Source organism: Synechococcus sp. R5-15, from assembly GCF_047462035.1.
Lineage (GTDB): Bacteria > Cyanobacteriota > Cyanobacteriia > Thermostichales > Thermostichaceae > Thermostichus.
Genome location: NZ_JANSIK010000013.1, coordinates 24,925 through 40,002 on the forward strand (window position 1 = coordinate 24,925; position 15,078 = coordinate 40,002).

Sequence of the window (15,078 nt, forward strand, 5' to 3'; positions counted from 1 at the left end):
GGCTTGAGCTAACCAAGCGGGCCTTAAGGGCAGATTCGATGTCCACCATCTTTGATCTCCACGCCACTGTTCTGGACGACTATCGCGATTTTGTCCGCTCCTTTTTTCTCATTGGCGACCAACGGGCGCAAGCCTTTGTGAATCAAGCTCTAGAGGAAGGGATCCACCTCTGGCCAGAACCCCTCCTCCAGCTCAGCCCTAGTTATGTATCTGGTCCAACCGTTGACGAGTTGGCCGAGGCGGGGCGCATTGCCCAAGAAACAGCCCGCATTTTCCGCTTTGAGGATGGCAGACCCTTCCGCCTCTACCGCCACCAGGAGGAAGCTGTTGCCAAGGCCCTAGCAGGCAAGAGTTTTGTCGTTACCAGCGGCACCGGCTCTGGCAAAAGCCTTTGCTACTTCTTGCCCATCATTGACAACTGGATTCGCCAGGGGGGATCCCTGGGCCAGGTGACGGCCCTGGTGGTCTATCCCATGAACGCCCTGGTTAACTCCCAATACCAGTCTTTACAAACTCTGCGCGAGCGCTACGAGCGCGCCTACCATCGCCCTTTTCCGCTGCGCTTTGCCAAGTACACCGGGGAAACTTCGGAAAACGAACGAGACCAGCTACGGCGGGATCCACCTCAAATTCTGCTCACCAACTATGTGATGGCAGAACTCCTCCTGGTTCGTCCTGAAGATCAGCGGTTTTTGAATCCCGAGATGGGAGGGCTGCGCTTTCTGGTCTTTGACGAGCTGCACACCTACCGAGGCCGGCAGGGGGCCGATGTGGCGATGCTGGTTCGCCGCCTAAAAGGACGCTGTGGGGCCAAGAACTTGGTGCATATTGGCACCAGCGCCACCATGATCTCCCGACCAGAAGCCGACGCCCAGGAGCGCCGCCAGACTGTAGCCGCCTTTGCCAGCCGTTTTTTCGGCCATTGCTTTGAGCTGGAGGATGTTATTGAAGAAACCCTGGCTCCCTTCAGCGAAGGCGGCCCCCCCACCCCAGCAGAGCTAAAGAACGCCCTCGATCCGCCCTGGCCAACAGACCTGGCCACCCTGCGCCGCCACCCCCTGATGCGCTGGTTGGAGTACGAGCTGGGCCTAGAGTTAAGTCCCGACGGCATCAAGCGCCGCGTGCCCAGGAAGCTCTCCGAGGTGGCCGCCCAACTGGCAGAGCTGACCAGCACTACCCCTGAGAGCTGCACCGAGTCCCTACGCCAGTTTCTGGCCCACGCCAGCAGCCTGCGGGAGGGCTCTAGCCGCGGCCCGGCCTTGAAGTTGCACCAGTTTATCTCCCAGGGCCGCACCCTCTATGCCACCCTGGAAAGTCGGGACAAGCGGCAGTTTTCCCTGGAAGGACAAGTGCAAGCAGGGGAAGGAAAGCTGTTTTTCCCCGTCAAGTTCTGCCGCCACTGTGGCCAGGACTACTACCACGTCCTCAGGTCAAAGACTCACTTCCTGCCCTATCCTCTGGGGGAAGAGGTTGAGGAAGGCGAAGACCAGCAGGCCGGCTACCTCAGCTTGGATCCCATTGACAACGAGTGGTCGCTGGAGCAGATCCCCGAAGACTGGTACACCCCTGAGGGCAGACTCAGGCCCAACTGGGGAAAGCGCGTCCCCCAAGCCGTCTGGGTGCGCCCGGATGGCTCCTTTTCCGAGTACCCCCAGGCGGAGGCGCAGAAGATGTGGTGGCAGCCCCACCCCTTTTCCCTGTGCCTGGCCTGCGGCGAGTACTACAGGGGCCGCGAGCGGGAGTTTGTCAAGCTGGCTTCCCTCTCCAGCGAAGGCCGCTCCAGCGCCACCACCATCCTTGCCACCTCCCTGCTGCGCCATGCCGAGCAAACCCAGGCCGCTTGCAGCAAGCTGCTGACTTTTACCGACAACCGCCAGGACGCCTCCCTGCAGGCCGGCCACTTCAACGATTTTGTGCATGTGGCCCTTCTGCGGGCCTCGCTCTATGCTGCCCTCCTCAAGAAAAAAGAGCTGGGCTTTGACGAGGTGACCCAGGAAGTGGTGCGGGCTTCTGGCCTGGAGCTTGCCGACATTGCCCAAAACCCGGCTTTGGATCCCGACTCGCCCAGTGCCGAGGAAGTGTGGCAGACCTTTAGCGAGCTAACCGAATACCGGCTCTATGAAGATCTGCGGCGCGGCTGGCGGGTTACCCACCCCAACTTGGAACAGGTGGGCCTGCTGAAAATCGAGTACCGCGGCCTCGGGGAGCTCTGCCAAAATTCAGCCCTGGCTTCCCTTCACCCCTGGTTTGCCCAAGCCAGCCCTGAGGAGCAAGAGCAACTGCTGCGGGCTCTGTTGGATCAGTTTCGGCGCCAATTGGCCATCGATGTGCCCGTGCTCAAGGCAGAGCCCCAGAGAAGGCTGCGCCGGCGCGCCCAGCAATATCTCAATGAGTTTTGGGGCCTGGAAGAGCATGAGGAGTTGCGGACGGCTCGCTTCTTTGTGCGCCAGAACCCTTCCCGGGAAAACGGGCAAATGCTCAGCCTGGGCCCCCGCAGCACCATTGGTCGCTTCCTCCGCAGGCGCCTTGATCTGAACCAAGAAGCCTACGACAGGTTTTTGGAGTCCCTGCTGTCTCTCCTGGTCAGACAGGGCCTGCTACGGCGCCACGTGGAAAATGGCCAGGTAGCATACCAGCTAGACGCCGGCTGTCTGCGCTGGTGTCTGGGGGATGGCCTGCCGCCGCCGGATCCTCTGTATTCCCGCAGCGCCCAGCAGGAGGGCTACACCTCTGTCCGCCGTCCCATCAACCCCTTCTTTCAGGAGCTCTACCGAGCCGGGGCAGCAGGGCTAGGATCCCTGGAGGCTAGGGAGCACACGGCTCAGGTGGTTCGGCCAGGAGAGCGGGAGCAGCGAGAAAGGCGCTTTCGCGGGGAGGATCAAGCTCGACGCCTTCCCTATTTGGTGTGCTCGCCAACCCTGGAGTTGGGGGTCGATATTGCCGATTTGGATCTGGTACATCTGCGCAACGTGCCCCCCACACCCGCCAACTACGCCCAGCGCAGCGGTCGGGCAGGCCGCCAGGGGCAGCCGGGACTCATCATCACCTATTGCGGGGCTTTCAATAGCCACGACCAGTACTACTTCCGCCGCCGCCCCGAGATGGTGGCCGGTCGCGTGCGCCCTCCCCGCCTGGATCTAGCCAACGAATCGCTGCTGCGCGCTCACATCCACGCCGTTTGGTTGGCTCAGGTGCGCCTGCCCCTAGGCAATTCCATTGAAACCGTCATCGACGCGGATCGGGAAGAGCTGCCCCTCAGGGAGACAGTGGCCCAGCAAATCCAACTTGAGGAGTCTGCCCGCCAACAAGTGAAGGAGCAGGTGCAGAAGCTGCTGGCCGCCGATCGCCAACTCCTAGATAAAAGCGGCTGGTTTAGCGAGCGCTGGCTTCAGCAGGTCATTGAAGAGGCACCCCAGGCTTTTGACCGAGCTTTCGATCGCTGGCGAGAGCTCTATCGGGCTGCCACGCAGCAGTTGGAAGCCGCTAACCGCCAGCTCCAGACGACTCGCCAAAAGAAAGACCAACAGGAAGCCGAGCGCCGCCAGCAAGAAGCCCTGCGCCAGCGCAACTTGCTGCTGCAGATTGGAACCCAGCGGGAGGAAAGCGACTTCTATCCCTACCGCTATTTGGCTAGCGAAGGCTTCTTGCCCGGCTACAACTTCCCTGCCTTGCCGGTGCGGGCCTGGGTGCCCCGCGGCAGCGAGGGCGAGTTCATCGCCCGGCCTCGCTTTTTGGCTATCCGCGAGTTTGCTCCCCACAACTTCCTCTACCATGAGGGCTGCCAGTGGGAAGCAGTGGTGTTTCAGGCTCCGCCCGGCGGCCTGGAGGAGCGCAAAAGTAGCCACAAGCTCTGTTTTAGCTGTGGGGCCTTTGCCGATCCCCACCTGGATTGCTGCCCCGTCTGCGGCACCCAGTTCGATGGGCAAAACAGCCTCTTTACCCAGCTTCTGGAAATGCCCAATGTGCGCATGCGGCGGCGGGATCGCATCACAGCTGACGAAGAGGAGCGGCGGCGGCAAGGCTACGAGCTGCAGACCTTCTTCCAGTTTGCTCCCGAAAGCTCTGGCTACCGCGTCCAAGAAGCTGATGTGCTGAGCGGACAAACTCCCCTGCTGCAGTTGCGCTATGCCCCGGCGGCCACCCTGCTACGCATCAACCACGGCTGGCGGGGAAGTGGAGGGCGCGGCTTTTTGGTCAACTTTGAAAATGGGGAAGTTCCCTCGCGAGCTCAGCTTGAGCGGAACAGGGCAGGCTCGTCCAACCCAGTCCCCCTGCAGTCCATTCGCCTGGCGGTGCGCAGTACCCAAAACCTGTTGCTGGTGCGCCTGGTTCAGCCAGGGGTGGAGAATCCGCAGGCCCTGGAGACCACCCTGCGCTATGCCCTCAAGCGAGGGATCGAAGAGACCTTTGAGCTAGAAGAGACAGAGCTGGCCGCCGAGTGCATCGGCCAGGGATCCCATCAGGCCATGCTCTTCTACGAAACAGCAGAAGGGGGCGCTGGCGTCCTGCGGCGCCTGGTGGAAGAGCCCCAGGCTCTAGCGGAAGTGGCCCAAGTGGCGCTGGAGATCTGTCACTTCCAGCTTTCAGAGGCCGGGATCCAAGACCTGCGGCCCGAATGCCGAGCAGCCTGCTACGAATGCCTGCTCAGCTATGCCAACCAACGGGAAGCGCTGCAGCTTGACCGCTATCAGATCCGGGATCTTTTGGGCCTGCTGGCCAACAGCCGCACCGAGCTGCGCTCCCTGGGTCGCTCCCGCCAAGAGCACCTGGAGTGGCTGCGCCAGCTCCTGGACCCTCGCTCTGAACTGGAGCGCCGCTTTCTCGAAACGCTGGCAGCAGGAGGGTATCGGCTGCCTGAGGATGCCCAGAAAGCCATTGCCGATCCCGACTGCGTCGTTGACTTCTTCTACAGCCCCAACATCTGCATCTTCTGCGATGGCCCAGTCCACGACCAGCCTGCCCAAGCGGAACGGGATCGCCAACTGCGCTCGCAGCTGCAGGGACGGGGCTACCGCGTGCTTGTTCTGCGCTACAACCAAGATTTGCAAGAGCAGCTGGCTCGCTACCCAGAAGTATTTGGCAAGGGCAGCTAGTCCTGCTGGTGGGAAAACAGATAAGCTCCCACAAAAGCCAGGATTACCGCCAAGCCGCCCAAAACTCCCACCGTGTACCAGGGAAACTCCGCAAGCGGCTGGTAGGCGGCTGCCCGCATGCCAATGCTGGCGTAGGAAAGGGGCAGGCAATAGACCAGCACCTGCAGGTAGGTCGGCAACTGGGCGGGATCGAAAAAGGTGGCCCCTAGGAAAGACATGGGCGTAATCAAAAAGTTGGTTAGCACGCCCACACTCTCCAGGCTGGGCACCTTCAAGCCAGCAATTACCCCAATGCCGGCAAAGACGGCGCAATCCAAAAGTAGAACCAACAGCGACAAGGGGTGAAGCAGGCCCCAGGCCCCCGTACCCAGCACCCCCACCGCCAACACCCCCAAGGCCGTCAGCAGGCCGCGGGCAATGCCCGCCAGCACCTTGCCCAGATGCAAAGACAAGGGGTGCACCGGCAACAGCAGCAGCTCTTCAAAGCTCTTGGTAAATAGCCGCGATCCACAAATGGAGAAGGTGGTGCCGGCAAAGCTGATGGTCATGGCTGAAAGAGCCACCATCCCCGGCAAGATAAAGCGCAAATAAGAACCTGCCGCCGTGGATCCGGCCACCTCGGCCAAAGCTTCGGCCCGCAGGGATCCCCCCAAGCCCACCCCAAAGGCAACAATGTAGATGAGGGGAGCCACCAGCCCCGAGGCCACCACCTGCCAAACTCGCCCCCGCAGATCCAGCCAGTCGCGCCAGAAGATGGTTAAACTGTCTTCCCAGATTCGCCGATAGGGTAGGGTCAGGGCACGGCATACCATAGGTTTTCTTCGCTGTATAAGAGGTCTTCTTGTTTTCTGCTGCCGCGGCCGTGGGGAACTGCTTGCTGCTCCCTACTAGTAACCGTAGTAGTTGGAGCGCCGCGACCGCCACCAGGCCACCGGCAGCGCCAATGCCTTGCTGAGAGTGGACACGTAAGCGCGGGTGCGAAAAACCTGGTAGTGGTTGCGCTCGATGGCGTTGAGAATCTGCCGGTAGAGCATCAAGGAAGCGGCTACCGGCCAGCGGGAGTCCGGCTGCAGGGTAGGGATCCCCCGTTCCGCTTGGGCATAGAGCTCTCTAGCCCGCCGGATCTCATAGTCCATCAAAGCCATCCAGCGCTCGTCAATAACATAGTTAAACAGGTCCCGCTCGGAGTAGTTGAAGCGGCGCAGATCTTCCAGGGGGATGTAGATCCGCCCGCGGCGGGCGTCCTCTCCCACATCCCGCAAGATGTTGGTTAGTTGCATGGCGATCCCCAGCGCCACCGCCTCCTCGCGGCCATCCCGGCCCGGCACAAACCCCATGATCTCCGAGCACATCAGCCCCACCACCCCAGCCACGCGGTAGCAGTAGACCCGCAGATCCTCCCAGGTGGCGTAGCGCTGGGTATCCAAGTCCATGCTCTGCCCCCGCAGCATCTCGCGAAACGGCTCGATGGAAAGGCGGTAGGTGCGGATGGTGTGGATCAAAGCGAGGTCCGTGGGGACTTGCGGTTCGCCTCCCTGGAAGAGCGACTCCAGATGGGATCCCCACTGCTCCAGCTTGCTGCGGGTGACCTCCACCTCTGCCTGGCTGGCTTCCAGTCCATCCAGCAACTCATCGGTTTGCCGCAGCCAAGCGTAGATGGCCCAGATGGCCCGCCGTTTGGACTGGGGCAAGAGCAGGGATCCCAGGTAGAAAGTCTTAGCGTGCTTGGCCGTAATCTGGCGACAGAGGGCAAAAGATTGCTCAAGTGGACTCATCTGGCTATCTCCAGGAGCACAGGGCCAGGATAGAGAAGGAAGAGGAACGGCGAGGGCACATATCAACACTACGGGAAAGCGGACGCCGCGGATAGCCTAGAAGAGGTTGTGGGGAAAAGAAAGATTCAAAAGGCATAGGAGGCGGACGGCGGAGAGCTAGACCCCCGCAGCTGCCAGAGTTGAGGCCGAGACAGAAGCGCGTTGAAATGGGATCCCCTTGTTGATGGCCTCCGCCGCCCACTTGCCGGAGAGGATGGCCCCCTCCATGCTGCCCAGGAAGGGCTGTAGGGTGTAGCTGCCCGCCAAGAAGAAGTTGGGAATAGGGGTAACTTGAGTGGGGCGATACTGCTGTCTGCCAGGGGTAGCCTTGTAGACCGAGCGCGGCGTTTTCACCACCACCCACTTGCGCACGCGGGCGGGGTTGGGGCCGGTAAGGTGCTGGGGAAAGAGTTTTTTCAGTTCCTCCAGCGTGGCGGCAAAGATCTCCTCATCGCCGCGATCAATCCACTCGGCAGCCGGAGCCAGCACCAGCTCCAACATGGACCGCTCCGGATCGGCATAGGCCCGGCAGGTGTTGCTCATGTCGGCATACACGCTCAATAGCGGCGAGCGGGAAAACAGGGAGTGATCGATGTGAGTAATCTTGCGGTCAAACCAGATCTGCAGGCTAATTACTGGCACCCCCTCCAGTTCACGCAGCTTTTGGAAAAAGGGGATCCCCCACCACTGCGCCGGCAGCAGCTCCTTGAGGGCATCCACCGAAAGGGCCGAGACATAGGCATCGGCAGTCACCTCCACCGGCCCAGAGGGGGTGGCTAAGCAAAACCCGGCCACGCTGTTATCGAGGTTGAGACGAATGTCCTGCAACGCCGCCTTCAAATGCACTTCCCCCCCACGGGCGACAATGTAGTCCACCATCGGCTGGCAGAGCCGCTCTGGGGGAGCGCCGTCTAGGTAGGCAATCCTAGAGCCATCTTTTTGCTGCAAAAAGCGGTTCAAGGCCGTCAGGGGCACCATGGCCGAGATCTCCTCCGGGTTGATGAAGGCCAGGGCCTTGGAGACGGCAATGAAAATATCGGTGTTGACCCGCTCGTCAATACCCTGCCGCCGCAGCCATTCCAAGAGGCTATAGCGATCCATCTGCTCCACATAGCGCTGGCCGCGAATCATGGCCGGCACCAGCCCCAGGGCAAACTTCACCTTTTCCCCCCAGGTGAGCATGTCGTTGTTGCGCAAGATGCCGACAATGGCGTTGAAAGGAGCGGGAATATCCGGCAGGTCAAAGCGGGAATAGGTGCCCGGCTTGTCCGGCTGGTTGAAAATCAAGCTGTGTTCCTTCCACTGCAGGCGATCGGAGATGCCCAGCTCCCGGAACAGCTGCAACGTGTTGGGGTAGGCGCCAAAAAAGTTGTGCAGCCCCGTCTCGATCCAGTCGCCGTCGGCATCTTTCCAGGCAGCCACCAGGCCACCCAAAACATCCCGCCGCTCAAAGAGGAGCGGTTGATGCCCGGCATCGCAGAGATACTTGGCACAGGCCAGCCCGGCCAGCCCGCCACCAGCAATGGCAACACGCATGAGGGTAACGACAAAGCAACATTTTTATTCTATTTGCAAACCGTTACAATTGCCGGGGCCAAGGGGCAGACGGAAGGCCGACCCAGCAAAAGCAGCGGAACAAGGGGATCCCTGAGCCCATCTGTCTCACTGCCGGGATCCCAATCGCTGGTAGGATACATACGGAAGAAAAAATAAAGATTTTCTGCAGTCCGGGGGAAAACAACGATGGCCAAACAAACACTGGGATCCCTGCTGTCATCTGGCTTTGATTTAAACGGCAAGCGCGTGCTGGTGCGCGCCGACTTCAACGTCCCGTTGGATCCCCAGGGCAACATCACCGACGACACCCGCATTCGCGCCTCCCTGCCCACCATCCAGGCCCTCACCCAGGCAGGCGCCAAAGTGATCCTCACCAGCCACCTGGGCCGCCCCGTCAAGAAGGACAAAGAGACAGGCGCGGTTAAGGTCGCCCGCGAGGGCAATAGCCTGGCCCCCGTAGCCACCCGTCTTTCTCAATTGCTGGGCCAGCCGGTTGCCTTTGCCCCCGACTGCATCGGCCCTGAGGCCGAGGCGGTAGTGAACCGCCTGGAAAACGGCCAGGTGGCCCTGCTGGAAAACGTCCGCTTCTACCCAGAAGAGGAGGACAACGACCCGGAATTTGCCCGCAAGCTGGCCTCACTGGCCGACCTGTTTGTCAACGACGCCTTTGGCAGCGCCCACCGCGCCCACGCCTCCACTGCCGGCGTCACCGCCTACCTCCAGCCTGCTGTGGCCGGCTACCTGGTGGAAAAGGAGCTGCAGTTTCTTTCGGGCGCCATCGAGAATCCGCGGCGCCCCTTGGCGGCCATCATCGGCGGCTCCAAAGTCTCCACTAAGATCGGCGTCATTGAGCGGCTCCTGGAAAAAGTGGACAAGCTCCTGCTGGGCGGCGGCATGATCTTTACCTTTTACCAAGCCCAAGGGATCCAAACCGGCAAGTCTTTGGTGGAAACCGACAAGCTGGATCTGGCCCGCTCCCTGATGGAAAAAGCCAAAGAGCGGGGGGTGGAGCTGCTGCTGCCGGTGGATGTGGTGGTAGCCGATAGGTTTGACAAAGATGCCCAGGCCCAGACCGTTTCCATCCACGCCATCCCCGAGGATTGGATGGGCTTGGACATCGGCCCGGAATCGATCAAAGCCTTCCAGGCTGCCCTGCAGGGGTGCCAAACCGTGGTCTGGAACGGGCCGATGGGCGTCTTTGAGTTTGACCGCTTTGCCCTGGGCACAGAGGCCATTGCCCGCACCCTGGCCGATCTCACTCAAGCGGGAGCCACCACCATCATCGGCGGGGGAGACTCGGTGGCTGCCGTGGAAAAAGTGGGCCTGGCCGACAAAATGACCCATATCTCCACCGGTGGCGGAGCCAGCCTAGAGCTATTGGAAGGGAAGGTGCTGCCCGGCATTGCCGCTCTCACAGAAGCGTAGGTTCCTCCTTCGGGTCGCAGCCCCTCCAATCCAAAAACCAAGCCAAAAAGTAGGGGCTGGATTCAGCCCCTCCTAACTTTAGTCGGTGTAGATCGCTGCAGCGATGGCGAGACAGGATCCGGCTTAGTGCACCACCACTTTAACGTTGGCGTTGTTCAGGCCAGGACGCTTCACCTCGGCCAAGGTCTTGTTGACGGCGTACTTTTGGTTGATGGAGTTGATCAACTCGGTTTGGTTGTGCTTCTTGGCCACGCCCCACAGATCGGCGATCAGGTCGTAGGAACCGTCGGGATTCTTCGACCAGCCCAGGTCGTAGTCGCCTTCCAACTGAGCCACGATGTCAGCGCGAACACGCTGGCCGTTGTAGCCACGCACGTCGGCGTTCAGCTTAACGGTGTAGCCGAGATCGCGCAGAGAGTTGATCAGGACTTGACCGTCAGTGATTTTGGTACGCAGGGTGCTAAAATGAGACATGGTGTTTCTCTCCTTTGTATAGGGGTTGGAACATCGACACAAACAATGGGCACTGTTCTTTGGGGAAGGTTTGGGCCCTGCCGTCCCTGCTTTGTCAAGGTAGCTTTGGATCCTCACCTCCTCCTAGAACTCCAGCCGCTGGTACTCGGCTACAGAGGCCGCTGCAGGCCGAGCCCGCTGCTGGGCCCATTCCCTCAACGCTACCACTTGCTCCGTCATGGTGCGAGATAGCGGTTGAGTTGCTTTCGTTGCTGCCAAAATGTCCAGTTGGGTAAATTCGCGGTTCTGGGCAAACGCTTCGTACATGGCAGCAATCAAAACTTGTTCGATCTCTGCGCCGGAGAAGCCTTCACAGGCGGCAGCTAGCTGGCGCAGGTCAAAGCGGCTGATATCGCGCCGCCGCTTCTGCAGGTGGATCCGAAAGATCTCGATGCGCTCGTTGATGTTGGGCAAGTCCACGAAGAAGATTTCGTCAAAACGGCCCTTGCGCAAGAATTCGCCCGGCAGACGGTCCACACGGTTGGCGGTGGCCATGACAAAGACCGGCGAGCGTTTCTCCTGCATCCAGGTCAGGAAGGAGCCAAAGATGCGGCTAGAGGTGCCCCCGTCGGAATCGCTGGAGCCTGCTGACCCGGCAAAGGCTTTGTCCAGCTCGTCGATGAAAAGGATGGCAGGGGCGAGAGATTCAGCAGTCCGCAGGGCACTACGCAGATTTGCTTCCGATTTGCCCACCATGGAGCCATCATAAACGCGGCCCATGTCCAGACGCAGCAGAGGCAAGCCCCAGAGACGAGCCGTGGTTTTGGCGATCAGCGACTTGCCACAGCCGGGTACGCCCAGGATCAGCATCCCCTTAGGCTGGGGCAGTCCATAGGCGCGAGCTCGCTCGGTAAAAGCTTCAGAGCGTTGCAGCAACCAGCGCTTCAGTTCTTCCAGACCGCCCACGGCGTCGATGGTCTCATCCTCTTCGATAAACTCGAGAATGCCGTTGCGCCGGATCAGTTGCTTCTTCTCAGAGAGGATGATGTCTACTTCTGCCTCGGTGAGGCGACCATGCATCACCACAGCCTTGCGGTAGACTTTTTCTGCCTCGTCCTGCGTTAGGCCCAGGGCCGCCTTGAGCAACTTTTCGCGGGTATCAGGAGCCAAAGGCAGGGAGCGCGGGATCTGCTCCAGCTGGCGGTTGAGGGCGCGCTCCAATGTGGCCATGTCCGGCAGGGGGAAGTCCACTACGCAAATGTCTTTCTCCAGCTCGACCGGGATCACCTGCACCGGCGACATGAGCAGGATGGTTTTGTGGGATCCCTTCAGGCTGGCAATAGCATCCCGCAGCCAGCGCTTCACCTCGGTGTTGTCCAAGAAGTCATGTAGGTCTTTGAAGACGCAGATGGCGGGATCCTTTTGCTCCATTACCCACTGGATGGCGGGCTGGGGGGATTGGGTGTTGTGCTGGGTGAGGCTGCGGGGGTTGCCGTATTCGACGATGCCGTGGGTAACTGTCCAAATGAATAGGCGACGCTGAGGCTTAAGGGTGCGGGCAATTGCTGCCAGAGCCGCTTCTGCCCGTTCCTCCTCTGGAGTCAGCAGGTACAGCAGTGGGTATTGAGCTTGAATGAGGATGCTTAGCTCTTGCATGGGAAACACCAACTGCAGAGGGGAAATTTCAGGAGCCGCCAGAACGGTTGAAAAATGGGGTTCGAGTTGCCTAGGTATTGGATTGCACTTGGGAGTACGCCCTTGTTGGATGGATTTTGAGAGGATTTTAGAAGCCTTCTGTGTTGCTGTCTGCTCCTATCAGCTCAAGTTCCTGAAGGGGGCCCGCTTGGGAGCGTTCTAGCAGGGTACCAGAGCATCCTGCCGTTGCTCTTCCGAGCCAGCAGCCGATCCCCAGTATTCTGGCTCCACCTCTTCAAGGATGGCTTCGGCAGCCGATGTCTGGTGCAGGGAAACCACCTCTCCATCGCGGATAACAAATGGGTGACTACACTTGGGACATTGATGGACACGATAGGCGCTACCTTGTACCCCTTCAATGACCTCTGGGTGAAGCAGATAGAAGGTAATGGCCTTCTCTGCCACTGCCGACATCGGCTCCCGCTCCACGGCAGCCCGAATCTTCAGATTCCGGTGCAGCTCAGGTGAGAGATACAGGGTCACCTTCTGCTTGGACTCTGTGCCTTCCACTACCTCTGGCCGATGATTCATGGCTAACCGCTTTCTTTGAATTGCTTGCCAAACTTGGGGCCTATCATAGCCAGTCTGCCGGCTTGACGGCAAGTTTTTAACAATCTGTAACAAACAATTTTCTTGATGGCCCTCTGTGGATACCTGCGGCTGGGGGAGTAGGCTAGGTGGAAGACAAGGAGCGGAATGTCCAATCCCTATGGAACGCTTGATCAACACCCTCAGCAAAAATTTCTCTAGCTGGGGCCGCCGTGCCCTGGTGCAGGCCAGCGATGGTTTGGCCAGCTTGAGAGACACTGCCGTGGATAACGGCAATCTGTTACTCTGCAAGGCTCGCATCGCGTTCGCGGATGCCAGCTTCACCACCCTAAAGGCAATTCGGTCTCGCTTTGGCGCCAGTCGCTGACGGTTGGGCAGAAGCACCCTGCTAGCCGCCCAGATCTTGCAGCCGATAGAGGCTGGCATAGAGCCCGCTGAGGGCCATGAGCTCGGCATGGGATCCCTGCTCTTTGAGTTCCCCCCGCTGCAGAACCAAGATGCGATCCACATCGCGGATGGTGGAAAGGCGGTGGGCGATGATCAGGGCGGTGCGATCCCGCAGCAGGGTGTCTAGAGCGGATTGCAGGAGGGCTTCGGTGCCCACATCCAGGCTGGCGGTGGCTTCGTCCAAAACCAAGATTTTGGGATCCCGCCACATGGCCCGCACAAAGCTGATAAGCTGTTTCTGGCCGCTGGAGAGGTTGCTGCCCCGCTCTCGCACAGGGGTGGCGTAGCCTTGGGGCAAATTGCGGAGGAAGTCATGCAGGTTGAGTTGGCGGGCGACCTGCTCCACTGCCGCTAGATCTGCCTTCTCTCCTAGGGTGATGTTTTGCTGGATATCCCCGGAAAACAAAAATCCATCCTGCAGGATTACCCCTAGGTGGCGGTGCAGCTCAGCCTGGGGGAGATCCCGAATATCAACGCCGTCAATGCGAATAGATCCCTGGGTTACGTCGTAGAGACGGCAGAGCAAGCGAATGATGGAGCTTTTCCCGGCTCCCGTGGGCCCCACCAGGGCCACTTTTTCTCCGGGGCGGATGGTGAAGGTGAGGTCTTTGAGCACCCACTCCCCGGGGTTGTAGGCAAACCAGACGTGCTCGAACTGCACCTCTCCTCTGGCATTGGGGGGCAAGTGGCGGGGCTGAGCGGGATCCCGGATGGCGACCGGCAGGCTGAGGATGGCATCGATGCGCTCGACGGCGGTGAACCCCGCCTGCAGGGCGGTGAACTTTTCCGCCAACTGCCGCAGCGGGTTGAAAAACCGTTGCGAAAAGAGAATAAAGGCGTAGAGGCTGCCAAAGGTGAGGGGTTCCCCGGGCAGGGGCAGGGATCCCGTCCATCCCCCTCCAAGTGAGCCCCTACCGGCTGACATCACCTGCTGCCCGCCCACCCAGAGCAAAGCCGCCACGGCCAGCCAAGACACCCACTCCAAAACGGCAGAAAGGGCAGAATCATAGAGGATGGTTTGATCCACTTCCCGGATGTAGCGGCGGTTCATGGTTTGAAAAATCTCGCTATTGAGCCGCTCCCGCCGAAACAGTTGCACCACGGTAATGCCCAAGATGTTCTCCTGGATCCAGGAGTTCAGCTTGGAGAGTTCTTCGCGCACGCGAAAGTTGGCATCCCGAAAGCGGCGCTGCAACTCGAGGACAACAGCGCTGATGGGCAGGACGATCAAGATCAGCAGCAAGCCCAGATCCCAGCGTTGGCTGAGCATGACCACCGCGATCACCCCCAGGGTAAACAGGTCGCTGACGATGCCGACGGCACCGGTGGAAAAGACATCTCCCAGGGCTTCCACATCGTTGGTGATGCGGGTGATCAGCTTACCCACCGGGGTGCGGTCGAAAAACTGAGCCGGCAAGGCCAGAATGTGGGCGAAGAGATCGTCGCGGATGTCGCGGGTCATCAACTGCCCCAGCTTTTGGCTGACATACCCTTCCAGGGCTTGGAAGAGCCAGCGAACCAGTACCGTTAGGATCAACAGCCCCACATAGGGCCAAAGGTCGGAGAGGATCCCGGCCTCACCTCGTTCCAGCGCTCGGGCAATGGGGCCATCCAGAGCCCGCTGTAGGATCAGAGGCTGCACCGCATCCGCCAGCGCCAAGGGAGGCAGAAAGGCCAAGGCGGCCAACAGTAGCTTCAGGTGCCGACGGGCGTAGGGCCAGAGGAGCCGCAGCAGCCGCCAATCGCTGGCTCGCCGCGGGCGGGGATCCCTACTTAAATCGGTATCGGGGGGAGAGGCGGCAAGGCTCACAGGCTTACACCCGAGAACAACAAAGACAACTCATAGAGAGCACTGATCTACTCTAAGCGCTCTCCCTGAGGGAGAGGGAGTTTGGGATCCGCAAGGGTTTCCTCGCCATTGGGAATGGCTATAGCTGCACCCCTAATGGCTCTGGGACGGACGGAAAACTGGCCGCTTCAGCTAGAAATCGCAGGAGCCCCGCACTGTACCCGTAGGGTCAGTGCCGGGAGGAATGCGCTTTGAT

General features: G+C 60.2%; 10 protein-coding genes. 3 read left to right on the forward strand and 7 right to left on the reverse strand.

What is annotated here, in order from left to right; translation table 11 throughout:
• Positions 1–38: 38 nt before the first annotated feature.
• Positions 39–5,093: a DEAD/DEAH box helicase gene (locus NW839_RS01725; protein ID WP_414350819.1), complete on the forward strand. Its 5,055-nt coding sequence runs from the start codon at positions 39–41 to the stop codon at positions 5,091–5,093.
• On the opposite strand, the gene NW839_RS01730 is transcribed toward NW839_RS01725, so the two are convergent.
• From NW839_RS01730 to pds, 3 genes are all read right to left on the reverse strand, one after another.
• On the reverse strand, positions 5,090–5,905 hold the full coding sequence (locus NW839_RS01730; RefSeq protein WP_414350816.1) for an ABC transporter permease: 816 nt from the start codon (positions 5,903–5,905) through the stop codon (positions 5,090–5,092). The two genes, NW839_RS01725 and NW839_RS01730, sit on opposite strands and share 4 nt — an antisense overlap.
• A gap of 75 nt (positions 5,906–5,980) precedes the next feature.
• A complete protein-coding gene (locus NW839_RS01735) occupies positions 5,981–6,868 on the reverse strand; it encodes a phytoene synthase (protein WP_414350814.1) in 888 nt (295 codons plus the stop codon).
• Positions 6,869–7,024: 156 nt separating this feature from the next.
• Positions 7,025–8,443 carry a 15-cis-phytoene desaturase gene (gene pds / locus NW839_RS01740; protein ID WP_011433297.1) on the reverse strand — a complete coding sequence of 473 codons (1,419 nt, stop codon included), beginning with the start codon at positions 8,441–8,443 and terminating at the stop codon, positions 7,025–7,027.
• Between the two features lie 207 nt (positions 8,444–8,650).
• Between pds and NW839_RS01745 the strand changes: the two genes are divergently transcribed.
• Complete coding sequence (locus NW839_RS01745; RefSeq protein ID WP_414350812.1) at positions 8,651–9,889, forward strand: phosphoglycerate kinase; 1,239 nt, start codon at positions 8,651–8,653, stop codon at positions 9,887–9,889.
• Between the two features lie 123 nt (positions 9,890–10,012).
• Here NW839_RS01745 and NW839_RS01750 read toward each other — a convergent pair whose 3' ends face one another.
• From NW839_RS01750 to NW839_RS01760, 3 genes are all read right to left on the reverse strand, one after another.
• On the reverse strand, positions 10,013–10,363 hold the full coding sequence (locus NW839_RS01750; protein WP_011433295.1) for a DUF1257 domain-containing protein: 351 nt from the start codon (positions 10,361–10,363) through the stop codon (positions 10,013–10,015).
• A 123-nt stretch (positions 10,364–10,486) separates the two neighbouring features.
• Positions 10,487–11,998 (reverse strand): AAA family ATPase, encoded by a 1,512-nt coding sequence (locus NW839_RS01755; protein ID WP_414350810.1) that lies wholly within the window; start codon positions 11,996–11,998, stop codon positions 10,487–10,489.
• 198 nt (positions 11,999–12,196) lie between these two features.
• Positions 12,197–12,568 carry a hypothetical protein gene (locus NW839_RS01760; protein ID WP_041436554.1) on the reverse strand — a complete coding sequence of 124 codons (372 nt, stop codon included), beginning with the start codon at positions 12,566–12,568 and terminating at the stop codon, positions 12,197–12,199.
• 178 nt (positions 12,569–12,746) lie between these two features.
• Here NW839_RS01760 and NW839_RS01765 point away from each other — a divergent pair, with 178 nt between their 5' ends.
• A complete protein-coding gene (locus tag NW839_RS01765) occupies positions 12,747–12,953 on the forward strand; it encodes a hypothetical protein (protein ID WP_041436551.1) in 207 nt (68 codons plus the stop codon).
• A gap of 21 nt (positions 12,954–12,974) precedes the next feature.
• On the opposite strand, the gene NW839_RS01770 is transcribed toward NW839_RS01765, so the two are convergent.
• A complete protein-coding gene (locus tag NW839_RS01770; RefSeq protein ID WP_414331579.1) occupies positions 12,975–14,843 on the reverse strand; it encodes an ABC transporter ATP-binding protein in 1,869 nt (622 codons plus the stop codon).
• Positions 14,844–15,078 lie beyond the last annotated feature (235 nt).

Excerpts from the sequence above, each read along its gene's own strand:
- NW839_RS01725 (WP_414350819.1), top strand. The coding sequence starts at position 39 with ATGTCCACCATCTTTGATCTCCACGCCACTGTTCTGGACGACTATCGC.
- NW839_RS01760 (WP_041436554.1), bottom strand. The coding sequence starts at position 12,568 with ATGAATCATCGGCCAGAGGTAGTGGAAGGCACAGAGTCCAAGCAGAAG.
- NW839_RS01765 (WP_041436551.1), top strand. The coding sequence starts at position 12,747 with ATGGAACGCTTGATCAACACCCTCAGCAAAAATTTCTCTAGCTGGGGC.
- NW839_RS01730 (WP_414350816.1), bottom strand. The coding sequence starts at position 5,905 with ATGGTATGCCGTGCCCTGACCCTACCCTATCGGCGAATCTGGGAAGAC.
- NW839_RS01750 (WP_011433295.1), bottom strand. The coding sequence starts at position 10,363 with ATGTCTCATTTTAGCACCCTGCGTACCAAAATCACTGACGGTCAAGTC.
- NW839_RS01735 (WP_414350814.1), bottom strand. The coding sequence starts at position 6,868 with ATGAGTCCACTTGAGCAATCTTTTGCCCTCTGTCGCCAGATTACGGCC.
- NW839_RS01745 (WP_414350812.1), top strand. The coding sequence starts at position 8,651 with ATGGCCAAACAAACACTGGGATCCCTGCTGTCATCTGGCTTTGATTTA.
- NW839_RS01755 (WP_414350810.1), bottom strand. The coding sequence starts at position 11,998 with ATGCAAGAGCTAAGCATCCTCATTCAAGCTCAATACCCACTGCTGTAC.
- pds (WP_011433297.1), bottom strand. The coding sequence starts at position 8,443 with ATGCGTGTTGCCATTGCTGGTGGCGGGCTGGCCGGGCTGGCCTGTGCC.